The sequence below is a fragment of the Nostoc sp. PCC 9305 genome (assembly GCF_963920915.1).
Classification (GTDB): domain Bacteria; phylum Cyanobacteriota; class Cyanobacteriia; order Cyanobacteriales; family Nostocaceae; genus Nostoc.
This window is the reverse complement of sequence record NZ_CAWUDN010000001.1, coordinates 99,134-122,640: the sequence shown is the minus strand read 5'-3', so window position 1 is coordinate 122,640 and position 23,507 is coordinate 99,134. Positions and strand designations below refer to the sequence as shown.

Sequence of the window (23,507 nt, the reverse complement as noted above, 5' to 3'; positions counted from 1 at the left end):
CGCAAAACAATAATCGAAGCCGAATTCTGAGACTTTGATTTAATCCAGGTTCGAGACTTGATTTTCTAACAGAAACTAAAAATTGACACGATGTTCTAATTAAGGATCGTCGAACAGTCGAGGGAGATGCAAACTAAGTTTACCCCTCCCTCTTTCTCTTTGAGGTTGCTAAACCTAAACATAACATTGCGATCGCAACTCCAAAATTACCCTACCACGTAGAAATAACATTCAGTAGACGCAAAAATTTTGCCTACATCAATCGGGAAGTTCAATCTGAAATTGGGAAGTCTTGGATTGGAGCGATTATGTACGGTCTTTTAACCGTGATTTAGCACTCAACGAATTGCACGCTCATTTCACCCCATCTAGATAAGGATATAGCTTAATATGAATTTTTCTTTAAAAAGCCGTCGGCGATTTATGCAGTTAATGGGCATGGGTTCAGTCGCAGTAATTCTGGCTGATTTATTCCCAAATCAACGGGTAAATGGTTACACTATCAACGGTCAAGACACAGATGCTGTTATCTGGGAAAGTCAAAAGGGTTATAAGTCTTCGGAACTACAAGCCATTGATCAAACCGTGGCTGAGTATATGCAAAATTATGATGTTCCCGGTCTTTCCTTCGCTATTGCTAAAGATGAGCGCTTTGTCTTATCCAAAAGCTACGGCTTGGCTGACAAATCGACAGGTGAAAAAGTCACACCGCGTCACCGCTTCCGCATTGCCAGTGTATCAAAACCAATTACCGCGATCGCCATTATGAAACTGGTAGAACTAGGCCAGCTACAATTAAGCGATCGCATTTTCGGTGAAGATGGCATCTTACGCACTACCTACGGCACAACCCCTTATAATACCAATATCGAAAACATCACCGTAGAACATTTACTTACCCATTTGGGTGGCGGTTGGCCTAATGATAATTCTGACCCGATGTTTGCTAATCCCTTCATGAACCATACCCAACTAATTAGTTGGGTATTAGATAACCGTCCTTTAGATAATGTACCAGGGACTACATATGCTTACTCTAATTTTGGTTTCTGTGTTTTGGGGCGGGTAATCGAACAGCTGACAGGGCAAACCTACGAAAATTATGTCAAAACTAATATTCTCAAACCATCCGGTATCACCGATATGGAAATTGGCGGTGATACCCTAAACGAGAAAAAAGCCAATGAAGTTACCTATTACGGTCAAGATGGTGAAAATCCCTACGATCTGAAAATAGCACGGATGGATGCTCACGGCGGTTGGATTGCTAAACCTAGTGACCTAGTACGGTTGGCAGTGCGGGTAGATGGTTTGAATTCCAAACCTGATATTCTTAGTGCTAATGCGATCGCTACTATGTATCAAGGCTCAAGTGTCAACCCTGGATACGCTAAAGGATGGTTAATAAATACAGCCAATAACCGTTGGCACGACGGCAGTTTACCGGGAGAACAAGCATTACTAGTCAATACCAGCGATGGTTTCTCGTGGGCAGTGCTAGTTAATACCCGCAGTCCAAAACCAGACTTCGGTTTACACCTCGACCAACTCATGTGGAACATTAGAAGCAAAGTTCCTAATTGGTAATCCATCTAGACCTGACAACCATTAGTAGATTTAGTTTCTGCTCCTGGACAATCTTGGTCGGGTCGAATTGTTTGTTTTAAATTCTACGAGAAACATGGCGTTGTGCTTATTATCATCTAAACCCTTCATTCTTCTCATCACCAAACTGGAGTAATAGTTATGGTGAAAGTCTCCTGAAAGGTTAGATGAAAACCACTCACTATACCGTCATTAGTAGTTCGGCAGCTTTTACAACAACAGTAGTTTGGCAGCTGTTATACCAACTCCCACCCAACCCCCATCGACTTTTTTACGAACGGTTTTATCTAAATCTTGTAAAACTTCAGGTGTACTAATACCAGTTAAATCTTTAAACCAGCCTCCCCCAGATATTGTTTCCTGTTCGCTAACATTAATATCGGTAAAAAGTGGTAAGTCTTTCATAGTTTTCTCCTTCAATTGGGTTACTAATTGCAAAGTAATTCCTAAGTTTGGTTGACGGCCACCAGCCAAAAACATCACATTTAAAAAACTGGGATGCTCTTCACAATCACTCTTTACGATAGGTTTTTACCTTTATGCACTTAGAGAATAAAAGTTTCTAAATTCTAATTCCCAAATCTCTAGTAATAAGTAATTGAGTTAAGTAATTGAGTAACTTATTCCTCTAACTCAATTTGCTCAAACGCTTGCTCTACTGTGCCTAAACCAGTGCGCTGAAACATTCATGGCATTCTCCAATTCTGCTGCCGCCACTGTCCGCTTCACCAATAGTCTAGCAACCGATTCAATCCAACCCATCCATTAATAGCTCAGACATCTCCAGTTGATCGCGATTGCGATTATCGTCGTAAATTTGGAGCGTATTTAATTTAGCGTGTATGCTGAGTTTTTGTGCTTTGCGGACGTTGCCATCAGTCTTTTCAAGTACAGCTTATTACTTGTTTTGGGCGTAAGCTCAACTGAGAGTATTTCCTTTTCACGATCGCCCAAGTATTGGGAATTTTCACAAAGGGATATGCGATTTTTGGTGCTATATCAGGAAAATTGGCTAGTCTTCATACCGAAGAATTGTTCATTAATTCTCTTAGTTGCGATCTGGGAAAAGGCATAAGCCCCAATAAAAAAATCCGGCAGGAGAGTAGTGAAGGCACGATTTTTCCCGAAATCGGGAAAGGCGATCGCAGACTAACTAATCACACACAACGGATAAAGAGCCACTAGCTCCCGTGAACAAGCTCCAAGGCAGAATGCATCAGGAAGCTTCGTCGTGGCTGGCTAACTGTTTTCCATTAGACGAAGATATTAGCATCAAGGACTAGACTTGTCGCAGTGAAATTATTCAAAGTTGCCAAGGTGTTAAAACCGTCAGCACCACCATTAGAGTCAATCTGAATTTTGGTAGAAGCACCAGATTGTACAAATTGTAGATAGCCATCGGTAATCGGATTGCTGCCACTGTATCCTAAACTCGCGAACAGTTTACTCAAGACTAACCGATCTTGATTCTGATTAAAGTCAGTGATAGCATCACCTCTAGTACCCTTGTCACTTAAAGCTTGGTAAACAAACTGGTCGTGACCTGCACCGCCAGTGAGAATATCGTTGCCAGCGCTACCGATGAGGATGTCATTACCGCCGCCGCCATTGAGGATGTCATTACCGCAACCGCCGTTGAGGGTATCATTGCCGCAACCGCCGTTGAGGGTGTCATTGCCATTCAATCCATTAATTTTGTCATCACCCAGAGTACCAACAAGTTTATCCTTGCTATTGGTACCGTTAATGATGTTAAAAGTCTTTGACTGGAAAAGAAACACACTACCACTGTTACTTCCTCCTCGATCGTCTTGTGGCGCACCGATTAACAAGTTATTTGCTTCGATAGCCACACTAGCACCAAACAAGTCATCTTCAGCCGGACTGAGATCGAAAAAGCTCTGGATAAGATTGCCGCTAACGGCATCGAACAGGTAGGCAGCACCACCGTTGGTTGCTGCTGTATCGTCACGAACTGAGCCGATCAACACTTGATCTCCGTCGATCGCTACTGAGCGACCAAACAAGTCACCCTCATTCGCATTAGGGCTGAAAAAACTTTGGAGCAGATTGCCGCTAACGACATCGAACAGGTAGGCAGCACCACTGCTGTTTCCAAATCTGTCTTCCCCTGTCGCGCCAATGAGAACTTTGTTGCCGTCGATAGCTACTGCTCCACCGAAGAAGTCCATAGCATCAGGGCTAGGGTTGAGAAAGGTTTGAAGTAAGTTGCCATTAGTATCGAACAAGTAGGCACTACCGCTCTTGTTTCTGCCACTACTGCCTCCCGAAGCGCCGACAAGAACTTTGTTTCCGTCGATAGCTACTGGCTCACCGAAAAAGTCCTCAACACTTGGATTAGGAGGGAAAAAGCTTTGGCTATTTTTGCCACTGACGGCATCAAATAAAAAGGCTGCGCCACTGACACTTGCAAATGTGTTGTTCTGTACATCGCCGACAAGAACTTTGTTTCCGTCAAGGGCTACTGCCGAACCTAAAATAATTGAGTTTGAGTAAGAAAAGGTCTGGATTAGCTTGCCGCTATCAGCGTTGAACAATAAGGCAGCACCATTGCTTCCAAAGTCACTCTCTCCTGTTGCACCGATTAGCACTTTATTACCGTCAATGGCTACTGCGGTTCCGAAGGTGTCACTGCTATTTAATTGCGGGTAGAAAAAAGTTTTGGTTAGGTTCCCACTGACAGTATTAAATAGATAGGCAGCACCACTGCCGTTTCCAAATGTCTCATCATAGCGTGCGCCTACAAGAACTTTGTCCCCAGAGATAGCTATTTCACTACCGAAAGCATCGGTAGAAGAATCATTAGATATAGCTGGGTTAGGGTTAACGAAGGTTTGTGTAAGGTTAAAGATGGTATGAAAATACGAATTGGTCATTGATATCACCTAATTACGAGCAAAGTTAATTTTTATCTTACCGTTCGCGTAATCGAGGATGGATTTGATGAAACCAAGGAGGGGAAAAGGCGTAAGCCCAGTAAAAAAAACTGCCGAATGGAGAGAAACAGGCACGATTTTTTCCCAAATTTGGGAAAAGCGATCGTCTACGGTGCGATAAATTCAGCTTCAGGAATCGCACACTTGTAGGTTTGTAAATGTCTTGATTGCAGGTTTGAGCGATTAGTATTGCAGGTCGCTACAGTTAAGCCAGAGTGGATTGCATACAAAGAAGCATAGACGCAGAGGGGTTTGTCGTCAGACATCACTACAGACTTGACATTTTATGCAAAACTTTATAAAACAAGTGCTTCTCTTCATAGATTCATTACATTACATACCGTATTTTATGCGGTATTTACGGATATATATTTCTATCGTAAGCTTAGTGTTGATTGATGCACTGATATATGCATCATGACAATCAATTTCGGAGTTATGACCATGAAGAATATTTTCGCCAAAATCACCGCGATCGCAACACTGGTTGCTGCGATCGCTACTAGTGCTAACAACCCAGCCCAAGCTATTGAATTAAACTTTAACTGGCAAGGTGATGCTGGTTACTCAGCAACAGGTTCATTCAGCTACGACGAAACTACAGCACCAACAATCATTTCAGAACTTGGTAGTGGAGCCACCAACTTTTTACAATCCTTGAATGTCTCCTTCTTAGATCCATCTAAAAATCTTCTGGGAACCTATAACACCGTTAGTGGTGGAGTTTCAGAATCTAGCTTCTTTGCTTTCAACTTTGATACTTCCACTCAGACATTATTTGGCCCCTTTGATGTCGCCGGAGGAACGGGTGTAATTGGAGAATATTTCTTCCAGGGAACGGTTGGCGACTCTTTGCAATTACGTCAGGATGTCGATCAACAGGGAACGTCAACAACACTAGATCAAAATTCTGGTTCTATTCAAGTATCCAAAGTCCCTGAACCTTCTTCTCTCTTGGGTTTGCTAGCATTTTCTGGGTTGGGTATAGCTTCAACTTTCAAGAAAAAGCAAGCCTCTTACTAGAAATTAGGGCTTTCTAGTCAGAGGTTGCCAAATTTACTGAATCTCTATTCTAGCCCTACTAGTTCAGTTAACTAGTGGGGTTATCATATAACCTCATTAAAATATGAGGGAAAAAGAATGTAAAGACTTAGCACCGCTAAGTCTTTACAAGGATTCTGGATAACGCATATTTAATTTCACCAAATGTCTATTAGTTTGTCATCAACACTTTTACAAAGCTCAGGGCTGAGTGAAATTAATTTTACTTTTACCCCAGCATTTATGACTTAGCACCCAACACTGTTTTGGTCAGTGCCTTTGAACTAATCAAAAAATTGGATTTTGCTTAATGAATACAATACTGATAACTTGGTTAAAAATACTTCATGTGCCAGTTGAAAAGGCGGAATGAGGGTTATATGCATAACAGTGAATATAATGTTACAATTTTCCAAGTATAAATTTAGGCATTAGTTCGGAAATAAACAGACCAACTATTGTCATAATCACCAAAAAATAAAGTTTATATTTATCAATATTCTAACCTGTTTATACAAAGTCATATTTTGATTTTTAAGTATTTTATGCTGGACAAAAATTATCTTTTGAAAACCACAAAGAAAAATTCTAACCAATGTTTAACACATTTTTTTTAATCAAACAATTTAACCAGTCAAAATACAGCATTTGTAAATAAATGAGGTAACAAAATGCAGGGATACAAATCCGATATAAATAGTTTCTATCTCTGCCTACTGCTTCCAAATTGGTAGCTTTGTACTTCATGCAAAAAAAAATCTGTAAATAATAAAAATAGCAGCCCTACTGGCTATTGATAAGTAATTCGATCGTCTCATGCTATCTTCACAAAATTCACAAATAATTCATGCATATTCTGATTTATTCCTACAACTATCATCCAGAGCCAATTGGAATTGCTCCGTTAATGACTGAATTGGCAGAAGGACTAGTCAAGCGAGGTCATAAAGTGCGAGTGATTACGGGAATGCCCAACTATCCTCAGCGCGAAATTTATGATGGGTATCAGAATAAATGGTATCTTACCGAACAAAAAAATGGCGTGACTATTCAGCGAAGTTACGTCCGAATTAAGTCTAAACCTAACCTCGTGGATCGGCTGTTGCTGGAGTTGAGCTTTGTTTTCACGAGCTTACCCCAAGCCTTTAAAGGTGGGCGGCCAGATGTGATTATCTTAACAGTTCCGCCGCTACTAGGTACGTTGCCAGCAACAACATTGGGCTGGTTATACAACTGCCCAGTAGTTCTAAATGTGCAAGATATTTTACCAGAAGCGGCTGTGCGTATCGGGCTATTAAAAAACAAGTGGATGATCCGAACTCTTGCAGCTTTAGAGAAATTTGCATATCGGAGTGCACACACTATTAGTGTGATCGCTGATGGGTTTCGTGAGAATTTAGTAAATAAGGGAGTACCTGTTAATAAAATCGTTTGTATTCCCAATTGGGTAAATATAAATTTCATTCGCCCGTTACCGAAACAGAGCAACTCCTGGATATCTAACCATCAACTAAATGGGAAATTTGTAGTACTTTATTCAGGCAACATTGCTCTAACGCAAGGTTTAGAGACAGTAATAGAAGCAGCCGTTTGTTTACGTCATATTAAAGATATTGTCTTTGTTATTGTTGGCGAATCAACAGCATTGCAAAGGTTGCAGGAATATTGTCTATCAAATGGAGCAGATAATGTTTTGCTACTACCGTTACAGCCGCGAGAAAAACTACCTGAAATGCTAGCAGCTTCTGATGTCGGGCTAATTGTGCAAAAGCACAATGTGATTTCGTTCAATATGCCTTCAAAAATACCACTGTTGTTGGCGAGTGGTCGCCCAATTGTGGGTTCAGTTCCCGCCACTGGTACTGCTGCTAAAGCCATCGAACTCAGTGGTGGTGGGATAGTTGTTGAGCCAGAATCGCCCCAGGCAATGGCCGCTGCGGTGCATGATTTATATGCTAATCCGGCTCTAGGGAGGAAGTTAGGTAACACAGGAAGACAATTTGCCGAAGAAAACTATTCCTTAGAGCAAGCGCTCGATCGGTATGAGTGGCTTTTTTCTCATATTGTTACCAACCGAAAATCAACTGTGGGGATTTTACCGAAATTCGATTCTAAGAAATCAGTTGTGGATGGTTGAAGGGGATTGAGGATTTCTCACTCGTCGGCTATACACACAAAGCTCCGATTGGGATAAATTAAATCACCCATTCGGGTGAGTTAAAGATCAACCGATCGGGTGAACTAACTGTAGGAAGTTGAGACTGCTCAAAAATAGGAATCTAGAGAACACTGGCTGATTGCACGTCGTTCTTGGTGAGGATAACTTGATGAAACTCGCAACTTTGATTAAGATAGCTGAATTAATCAGCGTAGGCTTACTCCTGCAAAGAAGCAAAGCTACGCATAGCGTGTCGCAGACAAGCGTCTCGTGAACAAGGCATCGCTCCAGACTTTTTTCTTCCTTAAGATCAGTATTCACTAGTACTCAAGGGCGATAAACTCATCTGTAACTTATACCAATCTTGCCTGGTATGTGGTTATAATGCAAGCAAGCGCTTGCAAACACTCATAGAATACTTAGCGTCAAGTACGGCACAAACTTATGCATCCTTGATCTAATCAGCAACTAAGGTATTTGCAACGGCAAGTTTAACCACAGCGACAACACGAGAAATTAGCTCGTGTTGCTGCGGTCAATGAGGTAACTTTATTTCGTCATTTCCAAAACTAAAAAGCAACTACTAACTTGCTCTAATTACCGAAGCGATGCCTTCTCTACGAGACGCTACGCGAATGGCGGGCTACGCCTACACTTTACAGGCAGAAGCTTTAGCTGCAACAACATGAACCGTGCTTTCTCTCTGAGCTAAGGCACTGGGTTTATACTTACTAACAAAAAACTATAAATTACACTTTAAGAAATTGAACGGAGTTAAGTAATGTACAAATCAACCATAATGTGCTGAAGAAAATTGGTTCATTTTAGGTGCTAGACATCGTGAGCGATCGCCCAAATACCCAAACATATTTGTCACCAACATAGAGAAAAAAGGGCTAAAAAACTATTCAAATAATGCTTTTTTAGCAAAGAGTAGATTGCCCAAGTCTAAATCCATAAGACGAGAAAACGAAGATGTCCCATTCTGAGTTCCCTGACTCTCCCTTACCCATTGAAATAGAACAGCCTGCTGTTACTGATTCTAGTCAAGAGTCGCAACAATTACCACAGCGATCGCCTAAGCCACCTCAAAAACGTCGTTGGCCCCTACTATTAGGAATCGTCTTATTAATTGCAGGTGTAGGTTTTGGTTGGCGCTGGTGGCAAACTAGTAATGCTAACAAAGCACAAGGTGGTGCTGAAGCAAATGCTAGTCAACCTAGAGCAGTTCCAGTCAAGCTAGCGACAGTGAAAACTGAAACCGTTCAAGAAAGTTCGGAGTTTATTGGCTCCTTAGAGGCTCCACGTTCAGTAATCATCAAGCCACAGGTTGAAGGGCGAATTACCGAGATTTTCATCCAAGAGGGCAACCGCGTTCAACAAGGACAAGTCATTATTAGTCTGCAAAGTGATAATGTCCAAGCTCAATTGTTACAAGCTAGAGGCTCACTCCAACAAGCCCAAGCACGTCTTGCCGAACTCAAAGCAGGTACGCGACAAGAAGAAGTTGCTCAAGCTAGAGCGCAGTTAACCCAAGCCCAAGCTCGCTTTAGAGATGCCCAATCGGGATCGCAACCAGAAGAAATTGCTCAGGCTGAGGCTCAAATTCAGTCAGCGAAATCCGATGTCGAACTAGCACAGTCACGCGCCAAGCGATATGCACAATTGAGAAAAGAGGGCGCAGTTTCCCAAGATACCTTAGAAGGATATGTCAAAGAACAGCAAAGTGCTGAAGCTGCTCTGGTTGTAGCCCAGAAACGCCTAGACCAACTCCGTCAAAGCAGAAAATATAGTATCAACGAGCTAGCTGGTGCCCTAGAACAACAGAAACAAAACTTAAGACAACTAGAAAATGGTTCCCGTCCAGAAGAAATTGCCCAAGCGCGATCGCAAGTAACTCAAGCAGCGGCCCAAGTTCAAGCCGCCCAAGTCCAATTGCAATACACAAAAGTTCTAGCACCTTTCACTGGCATTGTTGGTGATATTCCAGCAAAGGTGGGAGATTATGTGGAAAAAGCCGATCAACTGACTACACTAACTAGAAACGACTCTTTAGAACTAAATATTTCCGTTCCCGTAGCCGAAGCCAGAAAGTTGCGCTTAGGCTTACCTGTGCAAATGCTCGATGTCCAAGACAAACCCATCGCAACAGGTAAAATCAGTTTTATCTCCCCAAATGCTAGTTCCGATTCGCAGACAGTTTTGGTAAAAGCCAACTTTGGCAATTTAAGAAATCGACTGCTCAATCTTCAGTCAGTGCAAACCAAAGTGATCTGGAACGAACGTCCAGGAATTTTAATTCCAGTTACAGCAATATCTCGCTTGGGTGGAGAGACTTTTGTATTTGTGGCGCAGGCGCCGCAGGAAAAGTCTAAACCTGGAGCGCCAGCTTTGGTAGCTCAACAAAAACCGGTGAAATTAGGAGTTATTGAGGGGAATAATTATCAAGTTATCGAAGGACTAAAAGCAGGGGACAAAATTGTTGTTTCCGGCATTCTTAACTTAACCAATGGCGCTCCCATTACTCCTGAAACAGAAGAAGTTGGTAGCCAGAAGCCTTAGCTGAAGAGAAGATGAGGGCATGGGGGCAGAGGAGCAGAGGAGCAGGGGGAAATAACCAATGCCCAATGCCCCGATGCACCATACCAAATACCAAATACCCAAAGCCCAATTTTTAAACTATGTTTGTTGACTTCTTTATTAAGCGGCCAATTTTTGCGTCGGTATGTGCGATCGTCATCCTTTTAATCGGATTAATCAGTATTCCCACACTACCAATCGCGAGGTTCCCAGAAATTAGTCCCACCCAAATTAGTGTAACCTCCAACTACAGCGGAGCTAGTGCAGAAGTCGTAGAAAGCGGGGTGACAAATATCTTAGAAAGGCAAATCAACGGGATTGAGGGTCTAAGATATATGACTTCTAGCAGCAGTAACGATGGTACAAGTACCATTACAGCCACCTTTGATTCATCACGGGATAAAGATATTGCGGCTGTGGATGTGCAAAACCGTGTTTCTGTTGCCCAACCACAACTACCCGACTCTGTGCAGCGCACGGGTGTAAGAGTATCTAAAGAATCTAGCAACATTCTCTTAGCAATTGGTTTATTCGCTAAAAATAAAGAGTACGACAATATATTTTTAAGCAACTATGCTGACCTTTACATAGCAGATGCTTTAAAAAGAGTTAAAGGGGTAAGCAACGCTCAAATTTTTGGCGAACGCCGCTACGCAATGCGTTTGTGGTTAGATCCGAGCCGCCTTGCCAGTCGGGGACTAACAACCAAGGATGTAGCGAATGCTTTATCTGAACAAAACTTACAAGTCGGTGCAGGGAGAATTGGACAAGAACCAGCTCCTGAAGGACAAAGATATCAACTTGATGTCCGTGCTGCCAGCCGATTAGCAGAACCATCAGAATTTGAAGAAATTGTCCTGAAAACTCAAGACGATGGTACGTTAGTCAAGCTCAAAGATGTAGGTAAAGCCGAGCTGGGGGCAGAAAATTACAATACATTTCTGCGATTTCGGGGCAGCGATGCTGTAGGTTTAGGGATTTATCAGGTTCCTGGCAGTAATGCCTTGGATGTAGCGAAAGGAGTCAAAGCTGAAATGAAGCGATTGGCTCCGAGCTTTCCACCAGGAATGGAATATCAGGTAGCTTTTGACACAACATCCTTTGTGGAAGAGTCGATGACAGAAGTGGTCAAGACTCTAATTGAAGCGGTAGTGCTGGTTGTAATTGTAATTTTTGTGTTTTTGCAGGATTGGCGAACCACTTTAATTCCAGCATTGACTATTCCTCTGGCACTAATTGGGACATTTGTTTTCATCAAAGTTTTTAACTTTTCCATTAATAGTTTGACTTTGTTTGGTCTAACTTTAGCATCGGGGATGGTGGTAGACGATGCGATCGTGGTGGTGGAGCAAATTAGCCGTTTTATTCAGGATAAAGGAATTAGTCCTCGCCGAGCTGCTAGTGAATCAATGAAGGAACTGTTTGGTGCAGTTATTGCCACATCACTGGTATTGATGGCGGTGTTTGTGCCAGTGGCATTTTTTCCGGGAACCACAGGCGCACTTTATCGGCAATTTGCGCTGACGATCGCTTTTTCCATTGCGATTTCGACATTTCTAGCTTTGACGCTGACACCTTCTTTATGTGCGCTGCTGCTGCGTCAAGGACAAAAACCTTCAGGCTTACTGGGTTGGATTTTTGACCAGATTAATAGGTTCTTGGAATCGGTAAGGTCGGGTTACGAGCGATCGCTTACCTGGATGGTACGATTCAAAAGCATCGTCATTGGACTGTTTATCATTTCTTTGGGAATGACTGCTTGGCTGTACACCACAGTACCGACAGCCTTTCTACCCGATGAAGACGAAGGCTACTTCATCACCATTATCCAAGGGCCTCAAGGAGTTTCGCTGCAATATACCAGCGATGTCATGGCAAAGGTAGAAAAAGAAATCCTGCCACTTCCAGAAGTCCTGGGGACTTTCGCCGTGGGAGGATTTGGTTTTAGTGGTAGCACCGCCAATAGCGGCATCATCTTTACAACTTTAAAACCTTGGGCAGAACGCTCAAGACCCGATCAATCAGTACAGGCGATTATTGGCAAATTGCAAGGGAAGCTATTGGCAATCCCAGAAGCTAGGGTGTTTCCTGTGAATCCGCCACCAATTCAGGGTTTAGGCAACTTTGGCGGCTTTGTTTTTCAACTGCAAGACCGCAGAGGTAACAGTGGCTTAGAAAATCTAGTCCAGTCGATGGGTCAGTTGCTGGGTAAAGCTAATCAAACACCAGGATTACAAGCTGTATTTAGCACCTTTGCCGCAGATACACCACAATTGCTTGTGGAAGTAAACCGCAACAAAGCCAAAGCATTGCAAGTTTCCATAGATGATGTCTTCAGTACTTTACAAACTGCTTTGGGATCGCAATATGTCAATGATTTCAATCTCCAACAGCGCAATTATCGGGTGTATATCCAAGCGGATCAACAGTTTCGTTCCAATCCAAAAGATATTGGTAAACTATATGTTCGTTCTCAAAAGAATCAAATGATTCCTTTGAGTAACTTAGTCACAGTTACTCCGACTGTGGGAGCGCAAACGATAAATCACTACAATCTGTTCCGCTCAATTGAAATTAATGGTGCTGCCGCCCCTGGTTCTAGTTCTGGAGACGCAATTAAAGCAATGGAAAAAGTTGCTAAAGAAGTTTTACCTGCTGGTTATGGTTACGAATGGTCAGGAACTGCATTAGAAGAAATCGATTCTGGTGGTTTAGCACCCCTGATATTTGGATTAGGAATAATCTTTGTGTTTTTGGTACTAGCCGCTCAATACGAGAACTATGTTGACCCATTTATCATTCTGTTATCTGTTCCCTTAGCTATATTTGGAGCGCTTATTGCTCAATCAATACGGGGTTTTGCGAATGATGTTTATTGTCAAATTGGTCTAGTAATGTTGATCGGTTTAGCTAGCAAGAATGCAATTTTAATTGTAGAATTTGCTAACCAATTACGAGACCAAGGACTTTCGATTACCAAAGCAGTTATTGAGGCTTCACAAGAGCGGTTACGCCCAATTTTGATGACTGCTTTTTCTACACTCTTGGGGATTTTTCCTTTAGCTATTGCCACAGGTGCAGGGGCGGGAAGTCGTCAATCTTTGGGAACAGCAGTTTTTGGAGGAATGTTAATCGCTACTTTCTTGAGTTTGTTCGTCGTCCCGATTTTGTATATCGTAATTAAAACGATAACAGAGCAATTTATCAAACCAAATAGGCATCAAGAAGTACCAGTAGAAGCAGTGTCATTGAATGGTAGTACTGCTGTATATTCACCAAAAGCTGAGGATTGATTCTCTTCGTTATCGATTGAAGTAGATAAATTTAGGAACTTGCAAAAATTCGACAACGCTCTCAAAATTTCCATGTGGGCATGATAACAAACCAGAATGTATAGTACGAATGTACGCTGAAATCAAGACAATGGTAACAATAGCAGTCAATGCTTATCTCAATGACAATTTTGCTCCAGTCCATAAAGAAATCACCACCGACCAATTGCCAGTCATCGGTGAATTACCGCTTGACCTCTCAGGGATGTTTGTGCGGAATGGCCCCAACCCTCAATGGACGCCTATCGGTCAATATCATTGGTTTGATGGGGATGGGATGTTGCATGGTGTGCAAATTAGCAACGGCATAGCCACTTATCGTAACCGCTACATCCAGACAGTCGGATGGAAAAAAGAACGAGAAGCGGGTAAGGCTATCTGGAGTGGATTGTTAGAACCACCACAGATAGATAATCCTTACGGTGCTTACAAAAATACTGCCAATACTGCCTTAGTGTGGCACGGTGGTCAAATGCTGGCGTTGAACGAGGGAGGTAAACCTCATGCCATCAAGCTGCCTGAATTAGAAACCATTGGCGAGTACACCTACAATGGCAAGCTGGTTTCTGCCTTCACAGCCCATCCCAAGGTAGACCCCGTTACAGGGGAAATGATCTTTTTTGGCTATTCTCTATTTGCGCCACCGTATCTGCAATATAGCGTGGTCTCAGCAGAAGGTGAACTGTTGCGGACAGTGCCAATTGAGTTGCCAATAGGGGTGATGATGCACGATTTTGCTATCACTGAAAACTATACCATTTTCATGGATTTGCCGCTGACTTTTAACCCTGAAAGAGCGCAACGGGGAGAACCTGTAATGATGTTTGAGCGCGATCGCCCCAGTCGCTTTGGCATTGTACCACGTCACGGTGACAACAGTAATATCCGCTGGTTTGAAAGTCCTGCTTGCTACGTCTTTCATACCCTCAACGCTTACGAAGAGGGATACGAAGTAGTGCTGATTGCCTGTCGCATGAGTTCTACAACTGTTTTGAGTTCTGATGATTCGCAACCCGATCCAAACGCAAATATACCCTGTTTGCATCGCTGGCGATTTAACCTCAGCACTGGTTCAGTGCGTGAAGAGATGTTGGATGATGTCGCCTCTGAATTTCCCCGCGTCAACGAAAACCGATTGGGGCGACAAAACCGATATGGCTACACTAACAAAGCGGCAAACAGTCCCGTACCTTTATTTGACGGTATCATCAAATACGACTTCAGCAGTGGAAAATCCCAAACACATGAATTTGGGCAGGGGCGCTATAACGGTGAAGCTGTATTTGCGCCGCGTCCTGGTGCAACGGCTGAGGATGATGGTTGGCTCATAACTTTCGTCCACGATGAGGGTTCAAATACTTCAGAATTAGTAGTAGTGAATGCCCAAGATGTAACAGCTGAACCTGTAGCGCGGGTGATAATTCCTCAGCGAGTGCCTTATGGGTTTCATGGTGCTTGGTTTCCTGGGGAATAAGCTCAATGGGCAGTTAGAAACCGTGTTTACACAGACAAAACTCGCTTAAGCGGGTTTCAAATTCTTTGAGTCAGCGTATGCGGACTTGGCTTGTGTAACCGCGATTTCTAATCGCCAGGTATATCTTAAGGATTATTGGTCTTTCAAGACGCGATAAATCGCGTCTCTACATCTGCCGCGCACGCAAATTATTTTTCCCTATATCCGCCAGCGTAGTCAATCACGCAGATTGTTCTATATGATTTGTGAGTTCCATAAGCAACACCAGAGACTTTAAAAGCTCCATTAAAAATGTTTTTTCGATGGCCGCGATCGCGCACACCATCATCAATAATTAACTGCATAACAATATCTTGAGCGCTGTTTGGCCCATAACTGATATTTTCGCCTGCGGTTGTTTGCCACTTACCATAGCGGTTGATGCGAGTAAATGGGTTGCTACCATCGCTACCATCATGACCTATAGCACCTTTTGGGCCTTGGTCTTTTACGTGATCTTTTGCTCCTAAAGACATACCCTTAGATGCACTCAAGGCTCCTACAGGACGTGCTGATTTGAGAAATGCGATCGCTTCATCAACTGCCTTAACTCCTTCTTGAGTTCGCAGATAAGTATTATTAGAAATTTTGACTCGGTTCCCCTCAAAGCGCTTTCTATAGTTTTCCAGAATCGGGAGGTATGCTTTAGGATTTGTTCTTACCTTATTTGTTTCAACAATTACCTGTTGTTCCAATGGTGAAAGGTAACTCGCTTTTGCTAATAAAGTTGGACTAGTTTGTTCAACTACTGCTGGGTTAGAGTTGGCTACAGACGGGTTAGATTGAAACAGTTGATCTGAGCAGCCGAATATTAAGGCAATTGGCAAAAATACCCAAAATTTCATGCGACGCATCCATTACCTCACAATTTTTTATGGATTAATTTAGTGAATTAGAAGAAATAAGAATTTTAAACGCACAGATAAATCTGTACACGCTTCTGCCGTTAGAAACGATATCAGGACTTAAGTGAGTTCGCTAAAGAAAGCGCAGATTAACGCGCTAATAATATTGATAAAGTTGCGATTGCCTTTGTTCCTAAAGTATTACAATCTATCACTTAACACCTGTTGTAACATTGAAAACACTAAAACGTAAATAATAACAAAAATCTTTTTTACACTTTCAGAAACCAACGTTGCCGATACATCAGAAAACCAACAGCCGACCACAACAACACGGTGACTAAGGCAAATAACAGGGAACCATTCAGCACTCCCGCCCAAGATGCGAAAAAATTCTGGTAAATCCAATTGTAGGTACTGGGAGCGTCTTTGCCAGTGCCAATAGTAGTTTTGACTAAAATTTTAATTAATAAAACCGATGCAACGAAAAGAGCGATCGCATTTAAGCCCATAATTTCAAAAGGTTTACTCCAGCGACGCATCAGCCGTACTTCGATAAGTTCATAACAAGCTGCTAGCAATAGTAACGCCCAACCTGTTGTAAATACTACATAAGAACTTGTCCACAGCTTTTTGTTAATAGGAAATGTCCATCCCCACGTCCAACCGATAATTAAGCAACCGACTCCAAATAATCCTAAACCGATACTTGTACGTGACTGTACAGGTTGACTGCGTATCCATTGACCAGTGAAGTAGCCAGCGAGGACGCTTACTATGGCGGGAATAGTACTGAAAAGTCCTTCTGGATCTCCCATAAAGTTGAAACTATCACCTTTATATAAATGTGCTTTGGGAATAATCAGGCGGTCAACATAAGCGCCAAAATTACCCTCTCGCGTCAAAACTCCCGCACCATATTCTGGCACTGCGACATACATCATCGTTAGCCAGTAGCCAATGAGTAGCACTGCTGCTAGTATCCATTGACCTTTGCGCGGAAGGTTGAGAACAGCTAGAGAAGCCAGCAGATAGGTAAGGCTGATGCGCTGTAACACTCCCATAATGCGGATACTACTCAAATCAAAAGTCCAAATACCTTGATTCCAAAAGCCATTTAGTAGTAATCCCAAGGCAAAGAGAATAGCGGCACGGCGCAATATCCGCCAGTAAACAGCTGAGGTTGGTTTATTGCCTTCGGTGTATTTTGACAGCGAGAAAGTCATCGCTATACCGATAATAAAGAGAAAAAAGGGAAATACCAAGTCCGTTGGTGTGCAGCCATGCCAATCGGCGTGGGCTAAGGGAGGATATACATCATCTGCGACACCCGCCATATTGACGAGAATCATTGCAGCGATGGTAATGCCGCGAAAAACATCCAGTGAAGTCAGGCGCATAAGCGGAATTTTATGTTACATGAGTATCTAAATTACTCCGCTTGATGCAGGTAAGCAAGCAAAATTTATAGGTCTACTTACCAAATATAGTTTTCATCAAGGTTCCTGCCCATACTATCTTGTACGAAACTAGAAGTACGCGATCGCACCCAGACCACAGTTTTAGCTATCCAAAAAGCATTGGTAGTACCAGAACTGTTAATAAAGCTAGATATACTCAAATTTCAACCAATCTCTCCATCGTTATTTAAGTAAAAATGCAGTTGTATTGTCACTAGGCTTAGTATAAATTGCTATAAACAAAAGCTGTGATTAAAAAACAGCTAACTTTACTCAAGGCGTGCTTGCTTATATAAAAACTAAAAATATCGCGGTTTTGTCTCATTAGATAAAAGGTTTAATTACCGATTTAATTTGGGAATGAAAGCGAATGCAGAGTCATTCACTTTCTATTTTGTTATGCACGATAAATATTACTAAGCCAAAGCTAATAAATTATATTTAAGGAATAATAATTATGATAAAACAGCCAGAAAGTTATCATCCTAAAACCAGAAACAAGTCTACTATAAAATTAATAGATGCAAGCACAAATATTGTTTTTATAGATCCAAAAGTTATAGATTACCAAAGCTTAATGGCTGGTATCACACTCGGTAGTGAAGTTGTTATTCTTGATGCCAATAGAGACGGTTTAGCACAAATTACCGAGTTTCTAGCAAAACGTGAATCCAATTCAGTTCAATCAATTCACATTGTTTCCCACGGAAGTGTGGGGAGTTTGCAGCTAGGGTCAATCAACTTCAACCTTAGCAATCTGGATAGCTACAAAAATCAGTTACAAAAGTGGGCAAGTGCTTTAACTGATAAGGCTGACATCCTACTTTATGGCTGTGATGTAGCCAGCGGTGAAGGCACAAAATTTGTACAGCAGATTAGCCAAATTACTGGAGCAGATGTTGCCGCTTCCACTGACAAAACCGGAAGTGCAGCTTTAGGTGGCGACTGGGATTTAGAAGTGAAGACAGGGAAAATTGAGGCTTCTCTGGCATTTAAACCTGAAATAATACAGGCTTATCAATCGATTTTGCCCGCTACTTTTACTGGCACATACTCTCAAAACTTTAACTCATTAGCTATTTCTGGAACACCAACTTGGGTTAATGATTCAACTATTTCGGGCTGGTATTCTACGAGAACAACTTACAGCCCTGGTACTGGCAGTAATAACACAGGTGGATTGTACAGTTTTGGTAGTTCTAATAACCCAGACCGGGCACTTGGTTCTCTAGCTTCTGGTAGTACAGGAACTATTTATTATGGGTTGCGCCTCCAAAATAACACAGGTTTAGCAATTACTAAGTTGCAAGTAAGTTACACAGGTGAGCAATGGCGTAATGGTGGTAATACATCACAGCAACAGTTGAAATTCAGTTATCAAACTGGGTCAACTATCACAAGTTTAACAACAGGAACATGGACGCCTGTCACCTCGCTAGATTTCACCGGACCAATTGCAACTACAACTGCGGGTGCCCTGAATGGCAATTTGATTGCCAATCAAGTTGTTATAACGCCTGTAATATTTAATTTAGCGACCCCAATCGCTAATGGTGAAGAGATTATATTGCGTTGGGAAGATATAGATGATGGAGGCAACGATCATGGTTTAGCCATTGACGATGTATCTATCAAAGTAGATAACACCACCTACATAGTAACTAACATCAATGACAGTGGTACTGGTTCGTTAAGGCAAGCTCTTATCAATGCCAATAACGATCCAGGGATTGAGACAATTATCTTTGATCCGACTGGGATATTCGGTGATGCTACCCCCGACACCATTACCCTCACTTCTGGGGAATTGAGTATCACTGAAGGAGTCATCATTCAAGGAACTGGGGCGAATAAACTCACCATCAGTGGTAACAATACTTCCCGTATTTTTAATGCCAGTGCCTCCCTATCAATTGATGGGTTGAAGATAACTGGGGGAAATGCAGGCAGTAATAATAACGGTGGCGGCATCTACAGCACTAGTAGTGTCACAGTCAGCAATAGTAATCTTTCTGGCAACATAGCTTCCCTTGGAGGAGGCATCTACAGCACTAGTAGTGTCACAGCTAGTAATAGCACTATTTCTGGCAACACAGCGAACGCTAGTGGCGGCGGCATCTACAGCACTAGTAGTGTCACAGCTAGTAATAGCACTATTTCTGGCAACACAGCGAACACTAATGGTGGCGGCATCTACAGCAGTACTACCACCACACTTACTAATAGCACTGTTTCCAGTAACACCGCAAAAGTCAATGGCGGCGGTATCTATTCTGGCGGTGGCACAGTAAGTAATAGCACTATATTTGGCAACACCGCTGATAGCGATAACAATAACACAGGTAATGGTGGCGGCATTTATAGATCTGCTGGTACTTGGAGCATTAGCAATAGCATCATTGCTGGCAATATTGATTTAGGTAATCAAGGAGCCGATATCTCTGGTGCCAACTTCAATGGTAATGCTTACAACCTGATTGGCAAAATTACTGGTAAAATATCGGGGACTTTGGGTACGGGTACAGATATTATTAACCCCAACCCCGGACTCAAACCACTAGGAGATTATGGTGGTTCGACACAAACTCACGCTCTATACTTTAACAGTCTTGCCAGGAATGCTGGCGATCCCGCTTACAATGGTAGCTTAACTACCGACCAACGCGGCACAGATTTTAACCGTATTGAAAGCAGCAGAATTGACATTGGAGCATTTGAATATGTACTTCCAAAAGTCAGCTTTGGTGCTGCTACGTACAATACAACAGAAGATAGTACTGCCACTACAGTAACTATTTCTGTTACCTTAAATGCCTCTCCTGAAACCGCTGTCACAGTTCCTATTGTCGTCAAAAACAGTAGCACGGCTAGTAGTGGCAACGATTACACTTTTTCCCCCGCTACCATCTCTTTTACTGCTGGCGCAACAGGCGCAAATTTAACACAGCTAATTACTTTTACTATTAACCCAGACGATTTACCTGAGAATGCAGAAACAGTTGTACTCAACTTCGGCACGCTAACAGGGGCTGATTTGGGGACAATAACTGAAACTACTCTAAATATTGCTGCTAATGATGCGATTCAATATGCAATTTCCACTCCCACTTCAACTTTAACTGAAGGTAATAGTGGTACTCAAGCTCTTACCTTCACGGTTACTCGCAGTGGTGGTATTGGCGTCGCTAGCACCGTAGATTATGCTTTTGGTGGTACGGCAACTTTTGGCAGTGACTATAACAATATTCAAATTACGGGTGGAGGAACTGCTACATCTGGAACTTTAAGCTTCGCTGTTGGGGAAACCACAAAGACAATTACAGCCGATGTTTTGGGTGACAACACATTTGAACTCAATGAAGACATTACTATTATCCTGAGTAACCCCAGCCTGATAACTGGAGCGCCAAATTCCACAATTATTAACAGTTCGGCTACAGTAAATATCATCAACGATGATAGCCAACCAACTATCAGCATCTCGGATGTCTCTGTTACTGAAGGCAACACAGGTACAACAACTAACGCTAATTTTACTATCAGTCTTTCTAATCCCAGTTCTCAGCAGATCACTGTAAATTACAACACGAGTAACGGCTCTGCTCAAGTTGGTGACTCTGATTACAATTCGGCTTCTGGAACGATTACTTTCAATCCTGGCGAAACCAGTAAAACCCTTAACATTGGTGTTGTAGGCGATAACAAATTTGAAACTGACGAGACATTTTCTGTCAATCTTTTGGGTGCGACAAATGCCACGATCGCAGATAGTTTAGCAGTTGCTACCATCATCAACGATGATAACCAACCAACTATCAGTATCTCGGATGTCTCAGTTTCTGAAGGCAATACAGGCACAACAACTAATGCCAACTTTATTGTCACTCTCTCCAATCCTAGTTATCAGCAGATTACTGTAAATTACAACACGAGTGATGGCACTGCTCAAGTTGGTGACTCTGATTACAACTCGGCTTTAGGGACGATTACTTTCAATCCTGGGGAAACGAGCAAAGTTATTAGCATTGGTGTCATCGGTGATAACAAAGCTGAAACCAACGAGACATTTTCTGTCAATCTTTCGGCTGCGACAAATGCCGCGATCGCAGATAATTTAGCAGTTGGTAGCATCATTGATGATGACAACCAACCAACTATCAGTATCTCAGATGTCTCAGTTACCGAAGGCAATACAGGCACAACAACTAATGCTAACTTTACTATCAGTCTTTCTAATCCTAGTTCTCAACAGATTACTGTAAATTACAACACGAGTGATGGCACTGCTCAAGTTGCTGACTCTGATTACAATTCTACTCAGGGGACGATTACTTTCAATCCTGGGGAAACGAGCAAAGTTATTAGTATTGGCGTCATAGGCGATAACCAAACTGAAACTGACGAGACATTCTCTGTGAATCTTTCGGCTGCAACAAATGCTGCGATCGCAGATGGTTTAGGAGTTGGTACTATTATCAACGATGATAACCAACCAACTATCAGCATCTCGGATATCTCTGTTACTGAAGACAACACAGGTACAACAACTAATGCTAACTTTACTATCAGTCTTTCTAATCCTAGTTCTCAACAGATTACTGTAAATTACAACACGAGTGATGGCACTGCTGATGTTGCTGACTCTGATTACAATTCTACTCAGGGGACGATTACTTTCAATCCTGGCGAAACCAGTAAAACTCTTAGCATTGGTGTTGTAGGCGATAACAAATTTGAAACTGACGAGACATTTTCCGTCAATCTTTTGGGTGCAACAAATGCCGCGATCGCAGATAGTTTAGCAGTTGCTACCATCATCAACGATGATAACCAACCAACTATCAGCATCTCGGATGTCTCTGTTACTGAAGACAACACAGGCACAACAAGTAATGCTAACTTTACTATCAGTCTCTCCAATCCTAGTTATCAGCAGGTTACTGTAAATTACAATACGAGTGATGGCACTGCTCAAATTGCTGACTCTGATTACAACTCTGATTCAGGAACAATTATTTTCGCTCCTGGTGAAACTAGCAAAACTCTTAGTATTGGCGTCATCGGCGATAACCAAAGTGAAGCCAACGAGACATTTTCTGTCAATCTTTCAAGTGAGACAAATGCAACGATCGCAGATGCTTTAGGAATCGCTACCATCATTGATGATGACAACCCAACAACTGTCAGTATCTCGGATGTCTCAATTGCTGAAGGTAACACAGGCACAACAACTAATGCTAACTTTATCGTCACTCTCTCCGCACCGAGTTTACAGCAGGTTACTGTAAATTACAACACGAGTGATGGCACTGCGAAAACTTCTGACTCTGATTACAACGCTACTTCCGGGACAATCGTTTTCAATCCTGGCGAAACCACCAAAACTCTTGGTATTGGTGTCATAGGTGATAGCAAAGCTGAAACCAACGAGACATTTTCTGTTAATCTCTTCGGCCCTACAAACACCACAATTACTGATAGCTTGGGAGTGGCTACTATCACAAATGATGATGCTCCCCCCACCATTAGCATTGCAGATGTATCAGTCAAAGAAGGCACAACAGGGATGACAACTAATGCTAATTTTGTCGTCACTCTCTCGAATGAATTTTATCAACGGGTGATTGTAAATTATAGTACGAGTGATGGTACTGCGAAAGAATCTGACTCGGATTACAATTTTGGGCTGGGGACAATTATTTTTGACTATGGCGAAACCAGCAAAGTTATTAGTATTGGCGTCAGAGGTGATAATAAAGTTGAACCCAATGAAACATTTTTTGTCAATATTTATGGTGCAGCAAATGCCACATTTAATAATAACCAAGGAGTTGGCACAATCAAGAATGATGACTAATCGTTATTGAGCAGAATATTAGCGATCGCTGCAATTATCCCAGCTCAGGTAGGCGTTGGCAAAATACTTGTATTATAAGTTGCGGGTTATTAATTTTCACGCCCAGGTTTTTGGCTAAAAAGTACCAAATGTAACAAAAAATATACTTAGCTAGAATTG

At 42.2% G+C, this 23,507-nt stretch carries 13 protein-coding genes; 7 read left to right on the top strand and 6 right to left on the bottom strand.

The window, feature by feature from the left end; translation table 11 throughout:
* Nucleotides 1-390 precede the first annotated feature (390 nt).
* The gene (locus ACM0OX_RS00475; protein WP_414512156.1) at nt 391-1,587 is read left to right on the top strand and encodes a serine hydrolase domain-containing protein; all 1,197 of its coding nucleotides are present in this window, start codon (nt 391-393) and stop codon (nt 1,585-1,587) included.
* A 228-nt stretch (nt 1,588-1,815) separates the two neighbouring features.
* Here ACM0OX_RS00475 and ACM0OX_RS00470 read toward each other — a convergent pair whose 3' ends face one another.
* From ACM0OX_RS00470 to ACM0OX_RS00460, 3 genes are all read right to left on the bottom strand, one after another.
* Nucleotides 1,816-2,010, bottom strand: a complete 195-nt coding sequence (locus tag ACM0OX_RS00470; protein WP_414512154.1) for a hypothetical protein — start codon at nt 2,008-2,010, stop codon at nt 1,816-1,818.
* A gap of 848 nt (nt 2,011-2,858) precedes the next feature.
* Nucleotides 2,859-4,502 (bottom strand): type I secretion C-terminal target domain-containing protein, encoded by a 1,644-nt coding sequence (locus ACM0OX_RS00465; RefSeq protein WP_414512152.1) that lies wholly within the window; start codon nt 4,500-4,502, stop codon nt 2,859-2,861.
* 167 nt (nt 4,503-4,669) lie between these two features.
* Nucleotides 4,670-4,828: a hypothetical protein gene (locus ACM0OX_RS00460; protein ID WP_414512150.1), complete on the bottom strand. Its 159-nt coding sequence runs from the start codon at nt 4,826-4,828 to the stop codon at nt 4,670-4,672.
* Nucleotides 4,829-5,006: 178 nt separating this feature from the next.
* On the opposite strand from ACM0OX_RS00460, the gene ACM0OX_RS00455 reads away from it, so the two are divergent.
* The 5 genes from ACM0OX_RS00455 to ACM0OX_RS00435 all read left to right on the top strand — a co-directional run bounded on the left by ACM0OX_RS00455 (nt 5,007) and on the right by ACM0OX_RS00435 (nt 15,147).
* The gene (locus ACM0OX_RS00455; RefSeq protein WP_414512148.1) at nt 5,007-5,585 is read left to right on the top strand and encodes a PEP-CTERM sorting domain-containing protein; all 579 of its coding nucleotides are present in this window, start codon (nt 5,007-5,009) and stop codon (nt 5,583-5,585) included.
* An 865-nt stretch (nt 5,586-6,450) separates the two neighbouring features.
* The gene (locus ACM0OX_RS00450) at nt 6,451-7,740 is read left to right on the top strand and encodes a glycosyltransferase family 4 protein (protein ID WP_414512146.1); all 1,290 of its coding nucleotides are present in this window, start codon (nt 6,451-6,453) and stop codon (nt 7,738-7,740) included.
* A gap of 996 nt (nt 7,741-8,736) precedes the next feature.
* The gene (locus ACM0OX_RS00445) at nt 8,737-10,323 is read left to right on the top strand and encodes an efflux RND transporter periplasmic adaptor subunit (RefSeq protein WP_414512144.1); all 1,587 of its coding nucleotides are present in this window, start codon (nt 8,737-8,739) and stop codon (nt 10,321-10,323) included.
* A 119-nt stretch (nt 10,324-10,442) separates the two neighbouring features.
* Nucleotides 10,443-13,634 (top strand): efflux RND transporter permease subunit, encoded by a 3,192-nt coding sequence (locus tag ACM0OX_RS00440; protein WP_414512143.1) that lies wholly within the window; start codon nt 10,443-10,445, stop codon nt 13,632-13,634.
* A gap of 130 nt (nt 13,635-13,764) precedes the next feature.
* The gene (locus ACM0OX_RS00435; protein WP_414512142.1) at nt 13,765-15,147 is read left to right on the top strand and encodes a carotenoid oxygenase family protein; all 1,383 of its coding nucleotides are present in this window, start codon (nt 13,765-13,767) and stop codon (nt 15,145-15,147) included.
* Between the two features lie 188 nt (nt 15,148-15,335).
* Here the strand turns inward: ACM0OX_RS00435 and ACM0OX_RS00430 are convergent, their stop codons facing one another.
* The 3 genes from ACM0OX_RS00430 to ACM0OX_RS00420 all read right to left on the bottom strand — a co-directional run bounded on the left by ACM0OX_RS00430 (nt 15,336) and on the right by ACM0OX_RS00420 (nt 17,652).
* The gene (locus ACM0OX_RS00430) at nt 15,336-16,040 is read right to left on the bottom strand and encodes a CAP domain-containing protein (protein ID WP_414512140.1); all 705 of its coding nucleotides are present in this window, start codon (nt 16,038-16,040) and stop codon (nt 15,336-15,338) included.
* Nucleotides 16,041-16,303: 263 nt separating this feature from the next.
* On the bottom strand, nt 16,304-17,431 hold the full coding sequence (locus ACM0OX_RS00425) for an acyltransferase family protein (RefSeq protein WP_414512139.1): 1,128 nt from the start codon (nt 17,429-17,431) through the stop codon (nt 16,304-16,306).
* Nucleotides 17,432-17,508: 77 nt separating this feature from the next.
* Nucleotides 17,509-17,652, bottom strand: a complete 144-nt coding sequence (locus tag ACM0OX_RS00420; RefSeq protein WP_414512138.1) for a hypothetical protein — start codon at nt 17,650-17,652, stop codon at nt 17,509-17,511.
* Between the two features lie 296 nt (nt 17,653-17,948).
* On the opposite strand from ACM0OX_RS00420, the gene ACM0OX_RS00415 reads away from it, so the two are divergent.
* Nucleotides 17,949-23,348: a Calx-beta domain-containing protein gene (locus ACM0OX_RS00415; RefSeq protein WP_414512136.1), complete on the top strand. Its 5,400-nt coding sequence runs from the start codon at nt 17,949-17,951 to the stop codon at nt 23,346-23,348.
* Nucleotides 23,349-23,507: the final 159 nt, after the last annotated feature.